Origin of the sequence: Streptomyces sp. NPDC051105 (genome assembly GCF_040682795.1) — a bacterium.
GTDB lineage: Bacteria > Actinomycetota > Actinomycetes > Streptomycetales > Streptomycetaceae > Streptomyces.
This window is the reverse complement of the sequence record NZ_JBFBBR010000006.1, coordinates 180,709-202,286: the sequence shown is the minus strand read 5'-3', so window position 1 is coordinate 202,286 and position 21,578 is coordinate 180,709. Positions and strand designations below refer to the sequence as shown.

The following is a 21,578-nucleotide window of genomic DNA, read 5'->3' as shown; positions in this document are numbered from 1 at the left end:
CGGCGTTCGCCGGACCGGGAGATCCTCAGCCGGCCGCCACCGTCAGTGGTGCGAAGCGCCGTGTCCAGTCTCCCGGCAACTCCGCGAGGCCGTAAGTCATGACGGAGTTCATGGCAACGGAGGCCAGCCCCCGCTCCTTCGCCCATGCCAGCAGTTCCTCGTGCCGGATGTCGATGTCGGTGCGGAGTGGGCGGTCGGTGTGGTCGGCGAGTGAGGCGATGAGGGACTTCGCCGTCTCCGTGTCCCGGGCGATCAGCGGTCCGACGACATGGGTGGCCATGTTCGGCCAGGCGGCCGCGTAGCCGACGATCCGGTCGCCGTCCACGGCCACACGCAGTTGGTCCGAGAACGCGGGCAGGCGGGCGATGAGAGGTGTGCGGTCGGTACCGAACACCTCTGCGTCCAGCCGCAGGATGGAGGGGAGGTCCTCGGCCGCGGCCGCCCGTGTCGCCACCCGGGGCTCGGCCCCGCCCGGGGTGAAGGGCCCGGTCAGCATCTCCGAGCGTCCCGTGGTCTTGAACCCCAGCTCCTCGTAGAGCGGACGGCCGTACGGCGTCGCGTACAGAGTCAGCGGAGTCGTCCCCATAGCCGAGACGATGTGGCGCATCAGTCGGCGCCCGACGCCCTGACGGGCATGCCGTTCGGCAACCAGGACCATGCCGATCGCGCCGAGATTCGGGCGTTCCCCCGGGCCGTACTCCGTGATGACACAGGCGGCGACCAGCCCCCCGCCGGGGTCGTCGATCCCGTACCCCTTCCCGGCCGTGAGGAGCAGGCGCCATTTGTGTTCCTCGCGGGGCCATCCCCGATCCTCGGACAAGTCGGCACAGGCGGTGAGATCGCGTGGCGTGAGTCGGCGTATGGGCAGGGTGGCGACGGAAGGAGTGGGCACGCAGGTCAGGCTGTCCGACCGGCACCCGCGGCGTCCACCTGTTTCCAGGTAGACGCACGCGCTTTTGGTCATGCCGTAGCCCTGAGCGCAGCCCCAGGACAGACAAGGGACGTTTCACGTGAAACATCCCCACTCAGCCGCTGCCCGTGACCTCTTCGAGGGTGGTGAACCCTTCCCGCTAGCCTGGGGGCCCATGGCGAGACTTCATCTCTTCGATCTCGACGGCACATTGCTGCACGGCACCTCCGCCCCCGTCGAGATCTCCCGGCAACTCGGCCTGGAAGCCGAGACGGTGGAGCTTGATCGGGCGATTTCGGCAGGACGGATAACCCCGCCGGAGTATGCGGCTCGGGTGTACTCCCTCTGGGCCGAGTTGACCGATGCGCAGGTGGCCGCGGCATTCGCCGGAGCGCCTTGGCTGGCCCGTATCCGGGAGGTCTGGGCCGAGATCAGGGAAGCGGGTGACTATTGCGCGGTGGTCTCGCTCTCTCCCTCGTTCTTCGTGGAGCGCCTGTTGGACTGGGGAGCCCATGCGGCCTTCGGATCGCGTTTCCCGGCGGTTCCCTTCGTGGAGCCGGTGGACCCGGCGGGCATCCTTGATCCTGCGGCCAAGGTGACCATCGCGGACCGCCTGTGCGAGCAGTTCGGGGTTGGCCGAGCGGACTGTGTCGCGTATGGGGATTCCGTGTCGGACAGGGAATTGTTCGCTGTGGTTCCGGTGTCCGTGGCGGTCAATGCGGACGGACATCTCGCCGGTCTCGCGACGTACTCCTACACGGGCCGTGATCTATGGGATGTCTATGAATTGGCGAGCGGCGCTCGGGAGTTGAGGGACCTTATGGGTCGCCCTTAGTGGGATTGGCGGGGGAGACAGGGGGGACTTGTGTGCGGAGCGACGGCCGGTAGGGTCGACTCCGGTTCATGTCCCGGATGAGACGTTCTGGCGCGAGTGACTGCGGCCCATGTCACACTTTCGCCTTACTTGTCCGTACGCGAAGGAAGCATGGGTTCAATGTGGCCATGTCGGCCACGGGCCTGGCCGGGGAGAGCTAGCCGTCAACGGGGGAATACAAGCACCTTCCGAGTGAAGTGCAGACCGACCGAAAGATGTTCGAGGCGAGGCACACCATGGATGCTCCGACCACCACGTCGGCGGGCAACGACGGGGCCGGCGGAAGCAGCTGGTTCACGTCCCCCAGCAACACCCCGGTCGAGCCCGCCGCCGAGCATCCGGTCGTGGCGCCGGCCGGGGAGCAGGAGGCTCCCCGGAGCCACCGTCCCGCGTCCGGAGAGGCCCGGGAGCGAATACCGCCGACAGAGGAGCCGGCCCGCCTCCAGAACCCCGCCCAGGCCCCGCCGGCCGGGCGGCCCCCGGCCCCCGGCCGCTTCGCCCCCACGGCCGGAGAGCCAGTGCCCCCCACGCTTCAACAGCACGTCCCGCCGCAGCGCAGCGCACAGCCGCGTCCGGAGGCCTCCCCGGACGCGATCCGCATCCGCGGCACCATGGCCGAGGTCGCTCCGATAGCCGACAGGGTCACCTCGTACTTCTATGCACTGCTCTTCGTACGCCATCCCGAACTGCGTCCGCTGTTCCCGGCCGCGATGGACACCCAGCGGGACCGGCTGCTGAAGGCCCTGCTCACTGCGGCCGAGCACATCGACAACACGCCCGTCCTGGTCGAGTACCTCCAGAATCTGGGTCGCGGCCACCGCAAGTACGGCACCCGCGCGGAGCACTACCCGGCGGTCGGCGAGTGCCTCATCGGTGCGCTGAGCAAGTACGCCGCGGCCATCTGGGATCCGGAGACGGAGGCGGCCTGGGTGCGGGCGTACACGACGATGTCCCAGGTGATGATCGACGCGGCGTCGGCGGACGAACTGCGTGCACCGGCCTGGTGGCATGCGCAGGTCGTCGCCCACGACCTCAGGACCGCGGACGTCGCGGTGCTCACGGTCCGCCCGGACCAGCCGTATCCCTTCCTCGCCGGGCAGTACACGAGCATGGAGACGCCCTGGTGGCCGAGGGTCTGGCGGCACTACTCCTTTGCCTCCGCGCCCCGCTCGGACGGGCTGCTGACGTTCCATGTGAAGGCCGTTCCGGCGGGCTGGGTCTCCAACGCGCTGGTGCACCGCGCCCGCCCCGGTGACGTCATCCGCCTCGGCCCGCCCGTCGGCTCGATGACCGTCGACCATACGAAGGACAACGGACTGCTCTGCCTGGGCGGTGGCACCGGCATCGCCCCCATCAAGGCGCTGGTCGAGGACATCGCCGAGCGCGGCGTACGCCGCCCGGTCGAGGTGTTCTACGGCGCCCGCACCGACCACGACCTGTATGACATCGACACCCTGCTCCGGCTCCAGCAGAGCCATCCCTGGCTCTCGGTCCGCGCGGTCGTCGACCAGCAGGCGCATCTCCAGCTCCCCGACGCCATCCGCGCCTACGGCCCATGGACCGGCTACGACGGCTATCTCTCGGGCCCGCCCGGCATGATCCGCAACGGTGTGCACGCCCTGCGGGACGTCGGCATCCCGGCGCACCGGATACGGCATGACTCGGTCGAGGAACTGGTCGTCGTCGGCGACTGATCCGTCAACCGAGGTCGGGAGCGTGCATGGCCCGTACGCCCTCGATGTTGCCGTCGAGGTAGTGCCGCAGGGAGAGCGGTACGAGGTGCACGGAGGCGATCCCGACGCGGGTGAAGGGGACGCGCACGATCTCGTACTCGCCGGCCGGCTCGTCGACTTCGGGGCCGTGCCGCAGGGCCGGGTCCATGGACTCCAGTCGGCAGACGAAGAAGTGCTGCACCTTCACGCCGGTGGTGCTGCCGCTGTCGCCGATGTGCTCCACGGTGTCCACGAAGCAGGGCACCACGTCGGTGATCTTGGCGCCGAGTTCCTCGTGTACCTCGCGATGCAGGGCGTCGACGACAGTGGTGTCCTCCGGCTCGACCCCGCCACCGGGGGTGACCCAGTAGGGATCGACACCTGGCTTGGTGCGCTTGATCAGGATCAGGTCGTCGCCGTCCAGGAGAACGGCACGGGCGGTGCGCTTGACCACGGGTCGGACGGTCATGGGAGAAATGTGGCCCAGCTGGTTCCACGTGAAACATCGCGAAGCGCCACCGTACGGGCGCATCGTGTCACCCCCTGACGTTCTCAGCCCCAGTCCACAGCCGCGTGCTGGAGCCATTCGTGTGCCCGCGCCACATGCGGCATGGCGAGTGTGCCGGTCCGCACCACCAGGAAGTAGGTCCGTAGCGGGGGTACAGCGGGCTCGTGCAGCGCCATGACCTCACCTCGGTCCAGGGCGGCCGTGCACAGATAGCGGGGCAGCACGGCAAGGCCGGCGCCCGCGACCGCGCAGGCGAGGACGGCGCGCAGATCGGGCACGACAACCGTGCCGGAGGCAGCGGGCCGCGCGTCGAAGACGGAGCCCCAGTAGCGCGAGACGAAGGGCAGCGACTCGTGGACCTCGACGACGGGCAGGTTCTCCAGGACGGGCGCGCCCTTGTCCCGTACCGTTCCGGTCCCGATCTCCTCGGCCCAGCGGGGAGCGGCGACCAGTACATGTTCCTCGTCGCAGAGGGCGGTGGCGGTGAGCAGGGCGCCACGCGGCCGGGCCGTACTGATGGCCAGGTCGTGATGTCCGGCGGACAGCCCTTCCAGGGTCTCCTCTGCGGTGCCGAACGAGGCGCGCAGCGCGAAGCCCTGGCCGTCGTCGCCGGCGAGCTCGGAGAGGGCGGGCAGGGCGCGCTCGGCGGTGAACTCCGGCGGGCCGGCGAGATGGAGGGTACGTACCGAGGAGTCGTCGTCGAGGCCGCGTTCCGCTATCTCCACGAGCGCGTCGAGGTGCGGGGCTGCTTTGTGGGCGAGTTCGTCGCCGATGGTCGTCGGGGTCACCCCACGGGCCTGCCGCAGGAAGAGCGGACGGCCCAGCTGTCTTTCCAGCGTGCGGATCTGAGAGGTGACGGCCGGCTGCGAGAGTCCGAGCAGGGCGGCGGCGCGGGTGAAGGAGCCGGCCCGGTGCACGGTCACAAAGGTCCGCAGCAAGGCCAGATCCATCGCTCACCCTCCCCTTCTCCCTGCCCCCGTCGGCCCTCGGGGGCAGGTCCACAACTATAAATAAGTCGATAGGTCTCTGCCCCTACAGTGATTGGACACTGACGCAGAGTCAACTAGCCTTGGTCGCGCGGTTCTTGGCGCGCGGGAACCGGGACGGTCCGAGCCACGAGGGGGGAGGCTCGGACCGTCCGTTATGCGTAGCCGGGTCGGCGAGGGCGTCCGTAATCCGGTCACCGATCCGACTCATCGAGCGCGCGGAGCACATCGGCCACCAGGTCTTCGGGATCCTCGGCTCCGACCGACAGCCGAATGAAACCCTCCGGCACGTCGTCCCCGCCCCAGCGCCGCCGCCGCTCGGCCGTGGAGCGCACCCCGCCGAAACTCGTCGCGTCGTCGACCAGCCGCAGGGCCTCCAGAAAACGCTCGGCACGCGCGCGCGTGGGCAGCGTGAAGGAGATCACCGAGCCGTAGCGCCGCATCTGCTGTGAGGCGATCTTGTGCGCGGGGTCGTCGGACAGTCCCGGGTAGCGCAGTCCGGTCACCTCCGGCCGGTCGCGGAGCGCCTCCGCGAGCACCAGGGCGGTGGCGTTCTGCCGGTCCACCCGCAACTGGAGAGTGGCCAGGGAGCGATGGGCCAGCCAGGCCTCCATGGGTCCGGAGATCGCGCCGATGATCTTTCGCCAGCGGCGTACGGCGGCCATGGCCGCCGTGTCCCGCCCGGCGACGTACCCCAGCAGGATGTCCCCGTGCCCGGTGAGCTGCTTGGTGCCGCTGGCCACGGAGAAGTCGGCGCCCAGCGCCAGCGGCCGCTGGCCCAGCGGGGTGGCGAGGGTGTTGTCGACGGCGACGAGGGCGCCACGCGCGTGTGCCGCCTCGGCAAGCCGCCGGATGTCGCACACGTCGAGCCCGGGGTTGCACGGCGACTCGATCAGCAGCAGCTTCGCCCCGTCCAGGACGTCGAGCTGGGCGTCGCCGGCGGTCGGCGCGGTGCGCACCTCGATGCCGTACGCCTCCAGCTGGGCGCGGACCAGGGGCAGCACCTGGTAGCCGTCGGACGGCAGCACGACCGCGTCTCCGGCGCGCAGCTGCGAGAAGAGCACGCCCGCGACGGCCGCCACACCGGAGGCGAACACCAGCGTCTCGACGTCCTCACCGGGCGCCTCCAGCTCGCCGATGGCGCGCTCCAGATGGGTCCAGGTCGGGTTCTCGTCACGGCCGTAGGCGTACGGTCCGCTGACCTCGCCCGGCAGGTGGAAGTGTGCGGCGAACACCGGCCCGGGAAGGGTCGGTTCGTTCTTCACCGGCTCGGGCAGTCCCGCGCGCACCGCGCGCGTGCCATCACCCGCCACGGAGCCGAAGCCGGACTCGGAATCGCTCATGCCGTCGTTCCCTCCACTGTGTCGCGTACCGCGGTCAGCAGGCCCTCGCTCGCCGCCTCCACCATCTCAAGACACTCCTCGAAGCCGTCCAGACCGCCGTAGTACGGATCCGGTACGTCGAGGTCGTCGGCGGCACCGGGGTCGTAGGAGCGCAGCAGGTGGACCTTGCGTGCGTCCTGCTCGGTGGGGGCGAGGCGGCGCAAGGACTTGAGGTGGCCGGAGTCGAGGGCGATCACGAGATCGAGGCGGGCGAACCAGGACGCCTGGAACTGGCGGGCGGTGTGGTCGCCGTAGTAGCCGTGCTCCTGGAGGACGCGGACGGTGCGCGGGTCGGCGCCGTCCCCCTCGTGCCAGCCACCGGTGCCGGCACTGTCGACCTCGACACGGTCGTCGAGCCCGGCCTCGGCTATGCGGGCCCGGAAGACGGATTCGGCCATCGGGGAACGGCAGATGTTGCCGGTGCAGACGAAGCAGACGCGGTAGGTCATCGGGGACTCAGTCCGAGTCGGGAAGGATCATGTTCAGGGCCCAGGACACGATGGAGATGATCAGACCGCCGAGAACGGCCGTCCAGAACCCCTCCACGTGGAAACTCAGGTCGAGCTTGTCGCACACCCACGACGTCAGCAGCAGCATCAGCGCGTTGACCACCAGGGTGATCAGACCGAGCGTGAGGATGAACAGCGGGAAGGTCAGGATCTTCAGGATCGGCTTGACCAGGAAGTTCACCAGGCCGAAGACCAGGGCGACCAGGATCAGCGTCCAGACCTTCTTGGTGGTGCTGTCGCCGGTCAGGGTGATCTTGTCGAGCAGCCACACGGCGACGGCCAGGGCGCCCGCGTTGGCGATCGTCTTGACTACGAAATTCTTCATGTGTCTGATCGTGGCAGACGAGATCAGATACGAGCAGTGGGGCGAGGGCGGACAACGGCGATGAAGGCATTCCGGCTGGACGAACTGGAGGCGGAACGCGCCGCCAACGACGGGGCCTACCTGCAGTTCCTGCGGGAGCGGAACATGTCGGTCGGCCTCTACGCCCTGAACGCGGGCGAGCAGGACCCGCAGAAGCCGCACAACCAGGACGAGGTCTACTTCGTCGTCAGCGGCCGCGCGGCGATCACCGTCGGCCTGGAGACCACGCAGGTGGCGCGAGGCAGCGTGGTGTACGTGCCGGCCGGGGTGGCCCACAGGTTCCATCACATCAGCGAGGACCTGAGGGTCCTGGTCGTCTTCTCTCCGCCCGAGGCCTGACCTCTCCCCTCAGGGTTCCCTAGGGGAGAGGTCAGGGGAGGACAAGGGATCAGAGGCCCCCGAACGGCACCCTCGCGGCTCTAGCATCGAGTGCAGGACATCGCATCGTGCGGCAGGCACGAGACCGACCGTACGTGCCGAAGCGCACGGGAAAGCAGAGGGCAGGGCAATGCGAGAGATCTTCACAGGTCTGCCGTGGTGGGTGAAGTGGATCGCGGTGCCGGTCATCGCACTGGTGGTCTTCGGCGGTCTGATCGGCTCCATCGTCGGCTTCCTGGCCTACCTGCTCTTCAAGTTGCTGATCTTCGTGGCGCTTGTCGGGGGACTGATCTACATCGTGCGGAAGTTCATGTCGAACTCCTCGTCGAAGAGCGACTGGTGAGGACCGTGGGAATCGGTGACCGGTAACAGGAATCACCGGTTCCCTCGGGGGAGGGAAGTTTCCCGCACGGGCCGACTGGAAGCGGTGGCGGACGGTTAGAGTCGCTGACCCCCTCGCGCTCCGGGAGTGACCCTTGGCCACGCTTGACGCCACCTCCGCACCCACGGAACTTCCACCGCCCCCCACCCAACGCCGTTCCGGCACACCCCCCGTGCAGCGGCCGGCCACCTCGGCCGACCCCGCACAGCCGCACTCGGCCACCCTCATCGGCTCCGTGCAGCGTGCGATGCGGCTGCTGGAGTGTGTCGCCGGACACGAACACGGCGCCCCCGCCAAACAACTGGCCCGCGAGACCGGCCTCGCGCTGCCCACCGCCTACCACCTGCTGCGCACCCTCGTCCACGAGGGCTATCTGCGCCGCGACAAGGGCCTGTTCTTCCTCGGTGAAGCGGCGGAGCGGCTGAGCAGCAGCGGAGCGCAGCAGAAACGTCGCAGCACGGTAGTCGACACCCTCGCCCACTGGCGGGATTCGATCGGCGCGCCGGTCTACTACGCGATGTACCGGGACGGCGAGATCGAGGTCGTGTGCGTCTCCGACTCCCCGAGCAACCCGGCGGTCGAGGAGTGGGCCGACTTCCGCGAGACCGGGCACGCCCATGCCGTCGGCCAGTGTCTGCTCTTCCAGCTGGACGAGAACACCCGCCGTGACCATCTCGACCGCTATCCCCTGCAGCCCCTCACCCCTTACACGGTCCGTGACGATCACGCGCTGCTACGGCGGCTGGAGCGGACGCGGCGGATGGCGCCGCTGGTGGAGCGCCAGGAGTACGCACTGGGCACGGTGTGCGCGGCGATCCCCATCACTGTCGGCACCACGGCGGCCACGGTGGCCATCTCCCTCCCTCTTCACCAGGCAGACCGGCTGCTGCCCGCCGCACGGCAGTTGCAGACGGAGGTGGGACGGCATCTGGGTTCTCTGGCGATCGCTATCAGTATCTGAAAACTCACTCCTTGTGATCTGCTGTGTACGTTCAGCAAGATTTGACCACCATCAAAGGGATAGATAAATCCCGGCCAGTCGGTGTCATATGACGGGGTAGGCGATGCGCGAGTCCGTACAAGCAGAAGTCATGATGAGCTTTCTCGTCTCGGAGGAGCTCTCCTTCCGCATCCCCGTGGAGTTGCGCTACGAGACCTGTGATCCGTATGCCGTGCGGCTCACCTTCCATCTGCCCGGGGATGCGCCGGTGACCTGGGCCTTCGGCCGTGAGTTGCTGATCGACGGGGTGGGCCGGCCGTGCGGGGAGGGCGATGTGCATATCGCACCCGCCGATTCCGAGGTGCTGGGCGAGATCCTGATCAGGCTTCAGGTCGGCGGCGACCAGGCGGTGTTCCGGTCTTCGGCACCACCGCTGGTGGCCTTTCTCGACCGTACCGACAAGTTGGTGCCGCTGGGCCAGGAAGGTACGCTCGCCGACTTCGACGCCCATCTGGACGAGGCACTGGACCGCATCCTGGCCGAGGAACAGAGCGCGGGCTGAAGCGAGCGATACGGCACGGGACGCGAGACGCTCCACCGAACCGCGTGAGGACGCGCAGGAACGCTTCTGCGCGTCCGTGGGCGGCTGCCGGCGCGCTTCTCCTCGTGCGGACCCTCCTCTTGCGCCGCCCACCGCCCCCTCGCCGCACGGTCACCGCTTCCGGCGACGCCCTCGCCCGCCACGTGCCGGGGCCTCCACGGCCGCGACGGCTTCCTTGCTCTGCCGGTCGGCCGAGACCACCAGCGCCGCGAGCAGCGTGGTGACCGGCACCGAGGCGACCAGGCCGATCGAGCCGACCAGCGTGCGCACGATCTCCTCGGCGACCAGCTCACTGTTGGCGACCGTCGCCACGCTGCTCTGTGCGATCGAGAAGAGCAGCAGCAGCGGCAGCGCGGCGCCCGCGTAGGCCAGGACGAGAGTGTTGACGACGGAGGCGATGTGGTCCCGGCCGATGCGGATGCCCGCCCGGTACAGCCCGCGCCAGCCCATCGTCGGGTTGGCCTCGTGCAGCTCCCAGACGGCCGATGTCTGGGTCACCGTCACATCGTCCAGGACACCCAGCGAACCGATGATGACGCCGGCCAGCAGCAGACCACTCATGTCGATCGACGGGTACAGGCCGTGGATCAGCCCGGTGTTGTCGTCGGTGTTGCCGGTGAGCGCGGCCCAGTCGATGAACTCCGAGCCGAGGACGCCGATCAGGCACAGCGAGACCAGCGTGCCGAGCACCGCCACCGAGGTCCGGGCCGACAGGCCGTGGCACATGTACAGGGCGATCAGCATGATGGCGCTGGACCCGACCACCGCCACCAGCAGCGGATTCGAGCCCTGCAGGATCGCGGGCAGGATGAACAGGGTCAGCACCAGGAAGCTGACGGCCAGCGCGACCAGCGCCATCACACCACGCAGCCGGCCCACCACGACGACGGCGAGTGCGAAGATCCCGGCCAGCAGGGCCATCGGGAACTTCCGGTTCACGTCGGTGACCGAGTACTGCAGGTCCTTGGGCGCCGAGGGCTCGTACGCGACCACGACCTTCTCGCCCTCGTCCAGCTGACGTGACTGATCGGGCTGCACGATCTCGGTGAACGTGCGGCCCTTGTCCTTGCCGGTGTCGACCCGGACCGTGGCCTTCTTGCAGGTGCCGTCCTCCTCCTGCTTCGCGGAGCTGCCCTCCGAGGTGGAGGTGTCGCCGGTCGAGCTGTCCCCGGAAGCGTTGACCGACTTGCAGCTGACCGAGACGACCTTGGTGACCGTGGCCGCCTGCGTCTGCCGGTCGAAGCCGACGCCGGTGCGCTCGTGCGACGGGGCGCCACCGGGCCAGAGCACCACGAGGCCGACGACGACCGCGGCGGTGAAGGGGATGAGGATCGCCGCGATGACCTTGCGCAGATGCTTGGAGACCGGCGCGGCGGGGCCGTGGCTGTGCGAGTGACCGTGCCCGCCGCCTGACCCGGAGCCGCCCTGGCCGGATCCCTGGCCGGGCGGGTGGCCGAGAGTATGGCCGTCGTCGTGACTGTGGGCGTGCCCCTGGTCGTACTGGTGGCCCTGCCCGTGGTCGTGTCCGTCACCGGCACCATGGCCCCCGTGGCCGGTTCCGCCGCCCTGTGCGGCGCCGTTGCCGCGCCTTGGGTCGGGGGGCGGATAGGGGTGCTGCTGTGTCGTGGTCACCGCCCGATCATCGCAAGAACGGCAGGGGCCCTCTGTTCACCGCGCCCGAATTGACGCTAGCGTGGAGGCACCTTTGCACACGCGGGAGCTCGGAGCACCGGGCTGAGAGGGCGCTGACCTCCGTATTCGCGATGTTCCACGTGGAACGAGTGATGTTTCACATGAAACGCCGCCTGACGGAAGCCGCTGCGTCGACCGCCGAACCTGTTACCGGGTAATGCCGGCGTAGGGAGTAGGTCTCATGGCCAACAAGGACGTACGCACGCCTGCCTTCAGCCAGGACGAACAGCCCATTGCGGGCGAAACCCCCCAAGGAGCAGGGAAGTCCATCGGCTGGCACAAGGGGTATGTCGAGGGTTCGCGCCCCGACCTTCGGGTGCCGGTCCGTCAGGTGCATCTCACCAACGGGCAGTCGGTCACGCTCTACGACACCTCCGGCCCGTACACCGATCCGCTCGTCGAGACCGACGTCCGCAGGGGCCTGCCGCCGCTGCGGGAGAACTGGATCATCGCCCGCGGCGACACCGCCGAGTACGCGGGCCGCCCCGTCCGTCCCGAGGACGACGGGATCAAGCACACCTCGCCGCGTGGCGGGCTGCGCAACCTGGACGCGGTCTTCCCGGGCCGCCCGCGCCAGCCGCGCCGCAGCCGGGACGGCGAGGCGGTCACACAGCTCGCGTACGCCCGCCGGGGTGAGGTCACCCCGGAGATGGAGTACGTCGCCATCCGGGAGAACGTCTCCCCCGAAGTCGTCCGTGAGGAGATCGCGGCGGGACGGGCCGTGCTGCCGGCCAATGTCAACCACCCGGAGATCGAGCCGATGATCATCGGCAAGCGGTTCCTGGTGAAGGTCAACGCCAACATCGGCAACTCCGCGGTGACTTCCTCCATCGAGGAGGAGGTGGAGAAGATGACCTGGGCAACCCGCTGGGGCGCCGACACGGTCATGGACCTCTCCACCGGACGCAACATCCACACCACGCGCGAGTGGGTGCTGCGCAACTCCCCCGTCCCCATCGGCACGGTTCCGCTCTACCAGGCCCTGGAGAAGGTCGACGGCCGGGCCGAGGAGCTGACCTGGGAGATCTACAGGGACACAGTCGTCGAACAGGCCGAGCAGGGCGTGGACTACATGACCGTCCACGCGGGAGTGCGCCTGCCGTATGTGCCGCTCACCGCCCACCGCAAGACCGGCATCGTTTCGCGCGGCGGGTCGATCATGGCGGCCTGGTGCCTCGCGCACCACAAGGAATCGTTTCTGTACGAGAACTTCGAGGAACTCTGCGAGATTCTCGCCGCTTACGACGTCACCTACTCGCTGGGTGACGGCCTGCGCCCGGGCTCCATCGCGGACGCCAACGACGAGGCTCAGTTCGCGGAGTTGCGCACGCTCGGGGAACTCAACCGGATCGCGAAGCGTTTCCATGTACAGACGATGATCGAGGGCCCGGGCCATGTCCCGATGCACAAGATCAAGGAGAACATCGACCTTCAGCAGGAGATCTGCGATGAAGCTCCGTTCTATACGCTCGGCCCGCTGACCACGGACGTCGCGCCGGCGTACGACCACATCACCTCCGGTATCGGTGCCGCGATGATCGCCTGGTGGGGCACGGCGATGCTCTGCTACGTCACGCCCAAGGAGCACCTCGGCCTGCCCAACCGCGACGACGTCAAGACCGGCGTGATCACCTACAAGATCGCCGCCCACGCGGCCGACCTCGCCAAGGGCCACCCGGGTGCGCAGGAGTGGGACGACGCGCTGTCCGACGCCCGCTTCGAGTTCCGGTGGGAGGACCAGTTCAATCTCGCCCTGGATCCGGACACGGCCCGCGAGTTCCACGACGAGACGCTTCCGGCGGAGCCGGCGAAGACGGCCCATTTCTGCTCCATGTGCGGGCCGAAGTTCTGCTCGATGAAGATCAGCCACAGCATCACGGAGCGGTTCGGTGCTGGGGCGGCTGAGGGGGTGTCTCCCGAGGAGGTTGCGGAGGGGATGCTCCAGAAGTCGAAGGAGTTCGCGGCCAGCGGAAACCGGGTGTATCTGCCGCTGGCGGAGTGAGTTCCTGGCCGAGGTGCCGGTCCGGGTTGTCGGACACCCTGGACCGACGCCGTCGGCTCGGTCACCCTTCGGCGTCCTGCGGGTACCAGCGCAGCTCCACCGCGTTGCCGTCCGGGTCGCGGAGGTAGACCTGCGGATCCGGTCTCATGAGTGACTGGATGGGGGTGCCTTCCATGATCGGCCGGGGGGCGAGCCATCAAGGCGTGATCGGCATACGACCGTTGAGCCGGATTAAGCGCCGAGGTGGGCTCATGCTGGAGCGACTGGAGACCGAGATCTTCCTGACGCTTGCCGAGGAACTGCACTTCGGGCGGACCGCCGAGGTGTTGGGGATCACGACCGGGCGGGTGCGCCAGATGACTCCGCGAGCGCTCTGCCGGTCGGCTTCGCGTCCGTGTCTCGTGACCGGGTGTCCGGCTTGCGCCCCCGGGCGGGGGCGCAAGCCGGGTTATTCCGGCTGGTGTTCCGGGCCTCCGAAGTCCGGGCTGGTGTAGTCCGGGCTCGTGAAGCTCGGCCGGGCGGTGGGTGCGGTGCCGTCGTCGGTGCTGAAACCGGGACGGTCGTAGCCGAGACGCGGCATCCGGCCCCCCGGGGCCGACGGCGTCGTAGGGCGCAGTCCGGCCGTGCCGGGTTCGGTGGCCAGAGCTTCCCGCAGGAAGGGGAGGATGCCGCGCTCCAGCAGGGCGTCCCGCCAGGCGTCCCTGGCCTTGGCCACCTCCCCACCGGGTTCACCGTAGGCTCCGGCCTCCAGCGAGGGACTGTTGCGCAGTGCGGTGAGCAGCAGCCCGGTGCCGGCCATGAGGATGGCGGCCGCGGTCACGACGCCGAAGACCCAGCCCGCGGTGAGCATGGTCTGGGCGAACGCCGGAGCCGGGTCCAGCATCTTCAGGGCGTAGCCGACGAGCAGGAAGATCGCGGCGGCGGTACCGGCGAGCACGGGCGCCAGGACCAGGGCGAGCGCGAAGCCGCCGGCGCCGGTGGTCTCGGCGGCCTCGCCGAGGGTGGTGGCGAGCCCCATCGCACCGCCCGTGGCCGACTCCGCGGAGTCGGCCTCATGGACGGTGGCCGGGGTGGACCGCGCCGGATTGCGCAGTTCCTCGCGGACCTTCACATAGTGCTGGTACTCGGTCGCCGCGGCCGCCGCTATCAGTGCGGTGGCGTTGAGCGCCATGGTGCGCAGCTGTTCGGAGTTCAAATGCTGGCCGGAACCGGCCAGTTCGGGACGGTAAGGGGCGGAGCGCAGCGCCTCATCGAGGATCCGCTCGTATTCCTGGCGGTCCTCGCTGTGCAGGTGCTGCGGAACGCTGTTCATGTGCATCCCCCGATGCTCCGTAGGGCTTGGGGCTCGCACGCCAGCGAGCCGTCGGGCAGAAACGGAGGGGAGCCTGCTACGGATAAACCGATGGTAGAGCCGTTAAGGCACGCGGTGACAGGGGGTTGCCGGAAATTGGGGGTGGCCCGCGTGTGACATCGGGGTACAGAACAGCGTGCCGAACGCTCAGACGTCCAGCGGAAGTTGCCTGACCAGCAGCTTTCCGGCCATGGTCACTCCGCCGTCCATGGCGATGGCGAGCCCGTCCGCGTAGACGTGCGGTCCTTCCACGACGGGGCCGGTGTTCTCTTCGCCGTCCTCGGAGCCGACGTCGCCCAGCAGATAGGGAATCGGGCTGTGCCCGTGAACGATGCGGGTACCGCCGTACGTATCGAGAAGGGAACGGACGGCGTCTGCACCTCCCTCGTCCCGGAAGGAGAACCGCTTGGTGAACTTACGGAAGAGATCCCAGACCTCGTCCGCGTCGTTTCGCGTGATGGTCTCGCGGATCGTGTCGTTGACCGCCTCGATCGAGTCGCCGTAGTCGAGGTAGGCGGTGGTGTCGGAGTGGACGAGCAGATAGCCGTCGACCTCCTCGACCGCGTCCAGGCGGGCCATCCACTGGAGGTGGTGGTCCTGGAGCCGGTCCATGTCGGTCTTCTGGCCGCCGTTGAGCAGCCAGGCCGCCTGGAAGGTGGCGGTACCCGCGCCGGAGTTGACGGGGGTGTCGCCGAACCGCTTGGCACCGAGCAACAGCAGCTCGTGGTTGCCCATGAGAGCCTTGCAGTAGCCGCCGGCCGCGGCCGCCTCGGCGGACAGCCGCATCACCAGGTCGATGACTCCGATCCCGTCCGGTCCCCGATCGGTGAAGTCGCCGAGGAACCACAGCCGGGCCGTGCCCGCGCACCAGTGCCCGTCCGCGTCGATCAGCCCCTGCTCCCGCAGCGCGTCGATCAGCTCGTCGAAGTAGCCGTGCACGTCCCCGACCACGTACAGCGGGCCGGGACCCGCCGCGAGCTGAGCGGCCGGGGCGGTGGCCGGGTCCACGGGCATCTGGAGCGTGTCCCCGCGGTTGATGACGGGCAGATCGCGCTGGGTGGGCGTGTACCCCTCGGGATATCCGTCGGGGTACGGCTCGTCCAGCGCCGGTGCGACGTCGCCGGGGTGGGTGCTCTGGACGTACGGACCGGTCTCGTTGACGTACGCGGGCACCCGGAAGTCGCGCAACGCCGCCGTCCGTTCCGCTTCGGGTCCCTGACCGGCCCCCTGAGTCATCAGACCCCTCCACCATCGCGCCGCATCTGCACCGCTTCGGACTGCCTGGTCGCAGCGGCCCGCGGTGTCGTGCGCCCATCATAGGAACGCCCGTCGCGCCGTGTGATGACCCAGGGGTGGTGAATCGGAGCAGGACTCCAGTTCAGCGCGGCTTTCGCCCCGATTGGGCAGGGGTTCGACCACCCGCCGTTCACCTGCCGGCCGTCACTCGACGACGCCCGGCAGGCGCGTCGGCCGCCTCCGTGTGCGTACGGATCGGCCGTGCGTGCGTACGGGCCGTCCGTGCTACTCCTCCTCCGGTGCCCGAGGCGGGCTGACCGTGGTGCGCTGCGGGCGTCGCTGGGAGGAGGTACGCACGATCAGTTCGGTCGGTATCACCTGCTCGACCGGCTGGTCCGACTCCACTCCCTCGATCGCGTCGATGAGCAGCTGCACCACCGCTGTCCCGATGCGGCGTGGCTTCAGGGAGAGCGTGGTGATGGGCGGCTCGGTGTTGGCGTACACGGTCGACTCGCTGCAGCACACCAGGAGCAGGTCGTCCGGCACGCGCAGCCCGTAGCGGCGGGCTGCGGCGAGCAGGTCGGTGCCGTTGGGGTCGAAGAGGCCGTAGACGGCGTCGGGGCGGTCCGGGCGGGCCAGCAGCCGGTCGGCGGCGACGGCGCCCGCACAGGGGTCGTGCGCCGGGTAGGCCTCGTAGACCGGGTCCTGGCCGACGCGTTCGCACCAGCGCAGATAGGCGGTGGTGGACAGATGGGTGTACGTGTCCGTCGTGGTGCCGGTGAGGAGGCCGATCCGGCGGGCGCCGGCGTCGGCGAGATGGTCGAGGATGCCGAGTACGGCGGCCTCGTGGTCGTTGTCCACCCAGGCGGTGACCGGGAGCGAGCCGGCCGGGCGGCCGTCGGAGACCACCGGCAGTCCCTGCCGGACCAGCTCGCTGACCACCGGGTCCTGGTCGGAGGGGTCGATGACGACCGTGCCGTCCAGGGCGACGTTCGACCACACGTCGTGGCGTGAGGTCGCGGGCAGGATCACCAGGGCGTAGCCGCGGGCGAGCGCGGCGGAGGTGGCGGCCCGTGCCATCTCGGCGAAGTACGCGAACTCCGTGAAGGTGAAAGGTTCATCCCCGTACGTCGTCACGGTCAGGCCGATGAGTCCCGACTTGCCGGTACGGAGGGTACGGGCGGCGGCCGAGGGGCGGTACCCCAGCCGGTCGGCGACCTCGCGGACGTGGCGCCGGGTGGCGTCCGGGAGCCGGCCCTTGCCGTTCAGGGCGTCGGAGACGGTCGTGATGGAGACTCCGGCGGCGGCGGCCACATCTCTGATGCCCGCCCGGCCCGGCCGGCTGCCTCGCCGAGAGGTTTCCGCGCGGCTCACCTGGTGCTTCCCTGCTGCTGTCATGGCGAGCCGATAGTAGGGCTCATGCGGTGGGGTAGTGCGGACGCATATGCACGCGTTGACAGGCACGTTTCTGCAAGGGCAAAGGGGGTCAACTACCTTAGAAAGAAAGTCAGTTGAACGATCCAATGGGGAGACGTGACGTGTCGGCACGTATGGGCCTGCCAAGTGCCCCATGTCTCGAAGAGGTCTCAACTCACCTTCACGGGTGATGCGCGCCACGGCGCGAGCCACCGGCGCGTAGATATATGTAGGGCGCGCCCCCGAAAAATGCGCCTTCGTGCGGTGATGCCCGTGATGCCGGTGGGACGGATGAGGTCAGGTCGCCGCCTACGGGCCTGCTCCGCTGCTGTACGCAGCGGAGCCGAATCCTCATAAGGTGAGCAGTATTGGATGCCGGCGGTGCGGACGGTTCCGTCGGTGGTCGCGAGGAGGACTGTGGTGAGCGAGACGAGCCCCAAGCTGCGCGCCGAGCTGGAGGGTATCCCCACCTACAAGCCGGGCAAGCCTGCCGCGGCGGACGGCCCGGTCGCCTACAAGCTCTCCTCCAACGAGAACCCGTATCCTCCGCTGCCCGGCGTGATGGAGTCCGTGACCGCGGCCGCCGCCGCCTTCAACCGCTACCCGGACATGGCGTGCACGGCACTGATGAACGAGCTGTCGGACCGGTTCGGCGTCCCGCTCGGCCATCTGGCCACCGGCACCGGCTCGGTCGGAGTCGCCCAGCAGCTGATCCAGGCGACCAGTGGCCCCGGCGACGAGGTGATCTACGCCTGGCGGTCCTTCGAGGCGTACCCCATCATCACGCAGATCAGCGGTGCCCGCTCGGTCCAGGTGCCCCTCACGCCCGGCGACGTGCACGACCTGGACGCGATGGCGGACGCGATCACCGACCGCACCCGCCTGATCTTCGTCTGCAACCCCAACAACCCGACCGGCACGGTCGTGAAGCGGGCCGAGCTGGAGCGGTTCCTGGACCGGGTCCCCGGCGATGTGCTGGTGGTGCTCGACGAGGCCTACCGGGAGTTCATCCGCGACCCCGAGGTACCCGACGGCGTCGAGATCTACCGGGAACGACCGAACGTCTGTGTCCTGCGGACCTTCTCCAAGGCGTATGGCCTCGCCGGGCTGCGCGTCGGCTTCGCGATCGCCCATGAGCCGGTGGCGGCCGCGCTGCGTAAGACGGCGGTGCCGTTCGGCGTGAGCCAGCTCGCCCAGGAGGCGGCGATCACCTCACTGCGGGCGGAGGACGAGTTGCTCGGCCGGGTCGGCTCGCTGGTGTGCGAGCGGCAGCGTGTGGTCGGGGCGCTTCGCGCCCAGGGCTGGACGGTTCCGGAGACCCAGGCAAACTTCGTGTGGCTGCGGCTGGGGGAGCGTACGACGGCCTTCGCGCAGCTCTGTGAGGAGCATGGCGTGGTCATCCGGCCGTTCCCGGGCGAGGGTGTCCGGGTGACGGTCGGGGAGACCGAGGCGAACGACATCTTCGTGAAGGCGGCGGAGAACTTCCGCAAGGAGTTCTAGCCGCAAGAAGCTCCAGCAGTAGGCCAGTTCCACACGCACGGGGTCGCTGTCGAGGCGGCCCCGTTGCGTATGGGTTTCACGTGAAACCGAGGCCGGTGGGGCGACGTGACGGAGAAGACAGGACCCCCCTGCCTGCGTTGAAAATCCGTACGTCATAATGGCTTGTGAATGTGAATGCATTCACAAGCGTGTCCCTTTTGATCCGCGATGTCTGCGACAAAAGGGGCAACCTGCCGCTGCACTACGGCGACGTAAGGAGGCTGACGACGTGGACCTGGCCCTGGCGCCGGAGACATTGGCGCGTTGGCAGTTCGGCATCACCACCGTCTACCACTTCCTGTTCGTCCCGCTGACGATCTCACTGGCCGCCCTCACGGCCGGACTGCAGACCGCATGGGTGCGCACGGAGAAGGAGAAGTACCTCAGGGCGACCAAGTTCTGGGGCAAGCTCTTCCTGATCAACATCGCGATGGGTGTGGTCACCGGCATCGTGCAGGAGTTCCAGTTCGGCATGAACTGGTCGGACTACTCGCGGTTCGTCGGTGACATCTTCGGTGCCCCGCTCGCCTTCGAGGCGCTGATCGCGTTCTTCTTCGAGTCCACCTTCATCGGACTGTGGATCTTCGGCTGGGACAAGCTGCCCAAGAAGATCCATCTGGCCTGCATCTGGATGGTCTCCATCGGCACGATCCTGTCCGCGTACTTCATCCTCGCGGCCAACTCCTGGATGCAGCACCCCGTCGGGTACAAGATCGACAAGGCGAAGGGGCGCGCCGAACTGACCGACTTCTGGGCCGTTCTCACCCAGAACACCGCGCTGGCCCAGGCCTTCCACACGCTGTCCGCGTCCTTCCTGACCGGCGGCGCGTTCATGGTCGGCATCGCCGCCTTCCACCTGTTCCGCAAGAAGCACATCACCGTGATGAAGACCTCGCTGCGGCTGGGTCTGGTCACCGTCGTCATCGCCGGCATGTTCACCGCGATCAGCGGTGACACCCTCGGCAAGGTCATGTTCAAGCAGCAGCCGATGAAGATGGCCGCCGCCGAGGCCCTGTGGGACGGCCAGAAGCCGGCGCCCTTCTCGATCTTCGCCTACGGGGACGTGAGCAAGGGCCACAACACCGTCGAACTGTCCGTCCCCGGCCTGCTGTCGTTCCTGGCCGACGACGACTTCAACTCGTACGTCCCCGGCATCAACGACACCAACAAGGCCGAGCAGCAGAAGTACGGTCCGGGCGACTACCGCCCGATCATCCCCGTCACCTTCTGGGCGTTCCGCTGGATGATCGGCTTCGGCATGGCGTCCTTCGCCATCGGCCTGGCCGGACTCTGGCTCACCCGCAAGAAGTTCATGCTGCCGCAGCATCTGCGGGTCGGTGAGGACGAGGTGCCGCATCTTGTCCTCTTCAAGAACAAGGCCCTCAGCCCGAAGCTCGGCAGGCTGTACTGGCTGGTGGCGATCTGGACGCTGGGCTTCCCGCTGATAGCCAACTCCTGGGGCTGGATCTTCACCGAGATGGGCCGTCAGCCCTGGGTCGTCTATGGCGTCCTGCAGACCCGTGACGCCGTCTCCCCCGGTGTCTCCCAGGCCGAGATCCTCATCTCGATGATCACCTTCACCGCGCTCTACGCCGTCCTCGCCGTCGTCGAGGTCAAGCTGCTCGTGAAGTACATCAAGGCCGGCCCGCCCGAGCTCACCGAGGACGACCTCAACCCGCCCACGAAGATCGGCGGCGAGGCGCGTGACGCCGACAAGCCGATGGCCTTCTCGTACTAGGCCGAGGGAGACGCAGTCATGGAACTTCACGACGTCTGGTTCGTCCTGATAGCCGTCCTGTGGACCGGCTACTTCTTCCTGGAGGGGTTCGACTTCGGGGTCGGCATCCTCACCAAGCTGCTCGCCCGTGACCGGCCCGAGAAGCGGGTGCTGATCAACACGATCGGCCCGGTCTGGGACGGCAACGAGGTGTGGCTGCTCACCGCGGGCGGCGCGACCTTCGCCGCCTTCCCCGAGTGGTACGCCACGCTCTTCTCCGGCTTCTATCTGCCCCTGCTGGTCATCCTGGTCTGTCTGATCGTCCGGGGGGTCGCCTTCGAATACCGGGCGAAGCGGCCCGAGGAGAAATGGCAGCGCAACTGGGAGACCGCGATCTTCTGGACCTCGCTGATCCCGGCGTTCCTGTGGGGCGTGGCTTTCGGGAACATCGTGCGGGGCGTGAAGATCGACCAGCACTTCGAGTACGTCGGCACCGTCTGGGACCTGCTCAACCCGCATGCCCTGCTCGGCGGACTCGTGACGCTGACCCTGTTCACCTTCCATGGGGCGGTGTTCACCGCACTCAAGACCGTGGGTGACATCCGGGTACGGGCGCGGAAGCTGGCGACCAAGGTCGGTCTGCTCGCCGCCCTCCTGGCGCTGGCCTTCCTGCTGTGGACGCAGGTCGACAGTGGAGACGGCAAGAGCCTGGTGGCCCTGGTGGTGGCGGTCGCCGCGCTGGTCGCCGCGCTCGGGGCCAACCTGCGGGGCCGTGAGGGATGGGCGTTCGCCCTGTCCGGCATCACCATCGTGGCCGCCGTGGCGATGCTCTTCCTGTCGCTCTTCCCGAACGTCATGCCGTCGTCGCTCAACGCGGACTGGAGCCTTACGGTCACCAATGCCTCGTCGAGCCCCTACACCCTGAAGATCATGACGTGGCTCGCGGCGATCGCCACACCTCTCGTCATGCTCTACCAGGGGTGGACGTACTGGGTGTTCCGCAAGCGGATCGGTACGCAGCACATCGCAGCCGAAGCCGCGCACTGAGCCGGCACGGAGTCGGCTCCCACCCCGCATCG

Annotated in this window: 20 protein-coding genes, 1 pseudogene and 1 riboswitch; of the genes and pseudogenes, 11 read left to right on the top strand and 10 right to left on the bottom strand. The window is 68.4% G+C overall.

The features are described 5' to 3' along the window. Positions 1 to 25: 25 nt before the first annotated feature. The gene (locus AB0N16_RS17280; protein WP_365797448.1) at positions 26 to 892 is read right to left on the bottom strand and encodes a GNAT family N-acetyltransferase; all 867 of its coding nucleotides are present in this window, start codon (positions 890 to 892) and stop codon (positions 26 to 28) included. Positions 893 to 1,085: 193 nt separating this feature from the next. Here AB0N16_RS17280 and AB0N16_RS17275 point away from each other — a divergent pair, with 193 nt between their 5' ends. Then, entirely contained in the window at positions 1,086 to 1,745 is a 660-nt protein-coding gene (locus AB0N16_RS17275; RefSeq protein ID WP_365797446.1) for an HAD-IB family phosphatase, read from the top strand. Positions 1,746 to 2,020: 275 nt separating this feature from the next. Further along, positions 2,021 to 3,478 (top strand): globin domain-containing protein, encoded by a 1,458-nt coding sequence (locus AB0N16_RS17270; RefSeq protein ID WP_365797444.1) that lies wholly within the window; start codon positions 2,021 to 2,023, stop codon positions 3,476 to 3,478. A 4-nt stretch (positions 3,479 to 3,482) separates the two neighbouring features. On the opposite strand, the gene AB0N16_RS17265 is transcribed toward AB0N16_RS17270, so the two are convergent. The 5 genes from AB0N16_RS17265 to AB0N16_RS17245 form a co-directional block, all read right to left on the bottom strand. Continuing rightward, positions 3,483 to 3,965, bottom strand: a complete 483-nt coding sequence (locus AB0N16_RS17265; protein WP_365797442.1) for an NUDIX hydrolase — start codon at positions 3,963 to 3,965, stop codon at positions 3,483 to 3,485. Positions 3,966 to 4,048: 83 nt separating this feature from the next. Then, positions 4,049 to 4,954 (bottom strand): LysR family transcriptional regulator, encoded by a 906-nt coding sequence (locus tag AB0N16_RS17260; protein WP_365797440.1) that lies wholly within the window; start codon positions 4,952 to 4,954, stop codon positions 4,049 to 4,051. Between the two features lie 230 nt (positions 4,955 to 5,184). Further along, entirely contained in the window at positions 5,185 to 6,333 is a 1,149-nt protein-coding gene (locus AB0N16_RS17255) for a cystathionine gamma-lyase (protein WP_365797438.1), read from the bottom strand. Next, complete coding sequence (locus AB0N16_RS17250; RefSeq protein ID WP_365797436.1) at positions 6,330 to 6,821, bottom strand: low molecular weight protein-tyrosine-phosphatase; 492 nt, start codon at positions 6,819 to 6,821, stop codon at positions 6,330 to 6,332. The genes AB0N16_RS17255 and AB0N16_RS17250 overlap by 4 nt, the downstream gene beginning before the upstream one ends. A 7-nt stretch (positions 6,822 to 6,828) precedes the next feature. Then, complete coding sequence (locus tag AB0N16_RS17245; RefSeq protein WP_365797434.1) at positions 6,829 to 7,206, bottom strand: phage holin family protein; 378 nt, start codon at positions 7,204 to 7,206, stop codon at positions 6,829 to 6,831. 60 nt (positions 7,207 to 7,266) lie between these two features. Between AB0N16_RS17245 and AB0N16_RS17240 the strand changes: the two genes are divergently transcribed. The 4 genes from AB0N16_RS17240 (at position 7,267) to AB0N16_RS17225 (ending at position 9,507) form a co-directional block, all read left to right on the top strand. Beyond that, positions 7,267 to 7,584, top strand: a complete 318-nt coding sequence (locus AB0N16_RS17240) for a cupin domain-containing protein (RefSeq protein WP_365797432.1) — start codon at positions 7,267 to 7,269, stop codon at positions 7,582 to 7,584. A 169-nt stretch (positions 7,585 to 7,753) separates the two neighbouring features. Then, positions 7,754 to 7,966: a DUF5326 family protein gene (locus tag AB0N16_RS17235; RefSeq protein WP_351695787.1), complete on the top strand. Its 213-nt coding sequence runs from the start codon at positions 7,754 to 7,756 to the stop codon at positions 7,964 to 7,966. A 274-nt stretch (positions 7,967 to 8,240) separates the two neighbouring features. Further along, positions 8,241 to 8,966 (top strand): IclR family transcriptional regulator C-terminal domain-containing protein, encoded by a 726-nt coding sequence (locus tag AB0N16_RS17230; RefSeq protein ID WP_365797883.1) that lies wholly within the window; start codon positions 8,241 to 8,243, stop codon positions 8,964 to 8,966. A 103-nt stretch (positions 8,967 to 9,069) separates the two neighbouring features. Further along, positions 9,070 to 9,507, top strand: coding sequence for an SsgA family sporulation/cell division regulator (locus AB0N16_RS17225; RefSeq protein ID WP_365797430.1), 438 nt, complete (start codon positions 9,070 to 9,072; stop codon positions 9,505 to 9,507). Positions 9,508 to 9,657: 150 nt separating this feature from the next. Here the strand turns inward: AB0N16_RS17225 and AB0N16_RS17220 are convergent, their stop codons facing one another. Beyond that, complete coding sequence (locus tag AB0N16_RS17220; RefSeq protein ID WP_365797428.1) at positions 9,658 to 11,178, bottom strand: YibE/F family protein; 1,521 nt, start codon at positions 11,176 to 11,178, stop codon at positions 9,658 to 9,660. Positions 11,179 to 11,249: 71 nt separating this feature from the next. Further along, positions 11,250 to 11,427: riboswitch (TPP riboswitch) on the top strand. Here AB0N16_RS17220 and thiC point away from each other — a divergent pair. Continuing rightward, complete coding sequence (gene thiC / locus AB0N16_RS17215) at positions 11,420 to 13,240, top strand: phosphomethylpyrimidine synthase ThiC (RefSeq protein ID WP_365797426.1); 1,821 nt, start codon at positions 11,420 to 11,422, stop codon at positions 13,238 to 13,240. It overlaps the preceding riboswitch by 8 nt. A gap of 251 nt (positions 13,241 to 13,491) precedes the next feature. Beyond that, positions 13,492 to 13,599: pseudogene (locus tag AB0N16_RS17210) on the top strand (LysR family transcriptional regulator); the annotation flags it as partial. An 89-nt stretch (positions 13,600 to 13,688) separates the two neighbouring features. Here the strand turns inward: AB0N16_RS17210 and AB0N16_RS17205 are convergent. The 3 genes from AB0N16_RS17205 to AB0N16_RS17195 form a co-directional block, all read right to left on the bottom strand. Beyond that, complete coding sequence (locus AB0N16_RS17205; RefSeq protein ID WP_365797424.1) at positions 13,689 to 14,558, bottom strand: hypothetical protein; 870 nt, start codon at positions 14,556 to 14,558, stop codon at positions 13,689 to 13,691. A 180-nt stretch (positions 14,559 to 14,738) separates the two neighbouring features. After that, positions 14,739 to 15,827, bottom strand: coding sequence for a metallophosphoesterase (locus AB0N16_RS17200; protein ID WP_365797422.1), 1,089 nt, complete (start codon positions 15,825 to 15,827; stop codon positions 14,739 to 14,741). A gap of 285 nt (positions 15,828 to 16,112) precedes the next feature. Further along, on the bottom strand, positions 16,113 to 17,225 hold the full coding sequence (locus AB0N16_RS17195) for a LacI family DNA-binding transcriptional regulator (protein WP_351748148.1): 1,113 nt from the start codon (positions 17,223 to 17,225) through the stop codon (positions 16,113 to 16,115). 438 nt (positions 17,226 to 17,663) lie between these two features. Between AB0N16_RS17195 and hisC the strand changes: the two genes are divergently transcribed. From hisC to cydB, 3 genes are all read left to right on the top strand, one after another. Then, positions 17,664 to 18,743, top strand: coding sequence for a histidinol-phosphate transaminase (gene hisC, locus AB0N16_RS17190; protein ID WP_365797420.1), 1,080 nt, complete (start codon positions 17,664 to 17,666; stop codon positions 18,741 to 18,743). A gap of 268 nt (positions 18,744 to 19,011) precedes the next feature. Next, a complete protein-coding gene (locus AB0N16_RS17185) occupies positions 19,012 to 20,520 on the top strand; it encodes a cytochrome ubiquinol oxidase subunit I (RefSeq protein ID WP_365797418.1) in 1,509 nt (502 codons plus the stop codon). Positions 20,521 to 20,538: 18 nt separating this feature from the next. Continuing rightward, positions 20,539 to 21,546 carry a cytochrome d ubiquinol oxidase subunit II gene (cydB, locus tag AB0N16_RS17180; RefSeq protein ID WP_365797417.1) on the top strand — a complete coding sequence of 336 codons (1,008 nt, stop codon included), beginning with the start codon at positions 20,539 to 20,541 and terminating at the stop codon, positions 21,544 to 21,546. The last annotated feature ends 32 nt before the right edge of the window (positions 21,547 to 21,578 follow it).

Bases quoted from the DNA above. Each gene is read 5' to 3' on its own strand.
- AB0N16_RS17250 (WP_365797436.1), bottom strand. From the start codon at position 6,821: ATGACCTACCGCGTCTGCTTCGTCTGCACCGGCAACATCTGCCGTTCC.
- AB0N16_RS17265 (WP_365797442.1), bottom strand. From the start codon at position 3,965: ATGACCGTCCGACCCGTGGTCAAGCGCACCGCCCGTGCCGTTCTCCTG.
- AB0N16_RS17195 (WP_351748148.1), bottom strand. From the start codon at position 17,225: ATGACAGCAGCAGGGAAGCACCAGGTGAGCCGCGCGGAAACCTCTCGG.
- AB0N16_RS17260 (WP_365797440.1), bottom strand. From the start codon at position 4,954: ATGGATCTGGCCTTGCTGCGGACCTTTGTGACCGTGCACCGGGCCGGC.
- thiC (WP_365797426.1), top strand. From the start codon at position 11,420: ATGGCCAACAAGGACGTACGCACGCCTGCCTTCAGCCAGGACGAACAG.
- AB0N16_RS17205 (WP_365797424.1), bottom strand. From the start codon at position 14,558: ATGCACATGAACAGCGTTCCGCAGCACCTGCACAGCGAGGACCGCCAG.
- AB0N16_RS17270 (WP_365797444.1), top strand. From the start codon at position 2,021: ATGGATGCTCCGACCACCACGTCGGCGGGCAACGACGGGGCCGGCGGA.
- AB0N16_RS17240 (WP_365797432.1), top strand. From the start codon at position 7,267: ATGAAGGCATTCCGGCTGGACGAACTGGAGGCGGAACGCGCCGCCAAC.
- cydB (WP_365797417.1), top strand. From the start codon at position 20,539: ATGGAACTTCACGACGTCTGGTTCGTCCTGATAGCCGTCCTGTGGACC.
- AB0N16_RS17245 (WP_365797434.1), bottom strand. From the start codon at position 7,206: ATGAAGAATTTCGTAGTCAAGACGATCGCCAACGCGGGCGCCCTGGCC.
- AB0N16_RS17225 (WP_365797430.1), top strand. From the start codon at position 9,070: ATGCGCGAGTCCGTACAAGCAGAAGTCATGATGAGCTTTCTCGTCTCG.
- AB0N16_RS17235 (WP_351695787.1), top strand. From the start codon at position 7,754: ATGCGAGAGATCTTCACAGGTCTGCCGTGGTGGGTGAAGTGGATCGCG.
- AB0N16_RS17200 (WP_365797422.1), bottom strand. From the start codon at position 15,827: ATGACTCAGGGGGCCGGTCAGGGACCCGAAGCGGAACGGACGGCGGCG.
- AB0N16_RS17255 (WP_365797438.1), bottom strand. From the start codon at position 6,333: ATGAGCGATTCCGAGTCCGGCTTCGGCTCCGTGGCGGGTGATGGCACG.
- AB0N16_RS17275 (WP_365797446.1), top strand. From the start codon at position 1,086: ATGGCGAGACTTCATCTCTTCGATCTCGACGGCACATTGCTGCACGGC.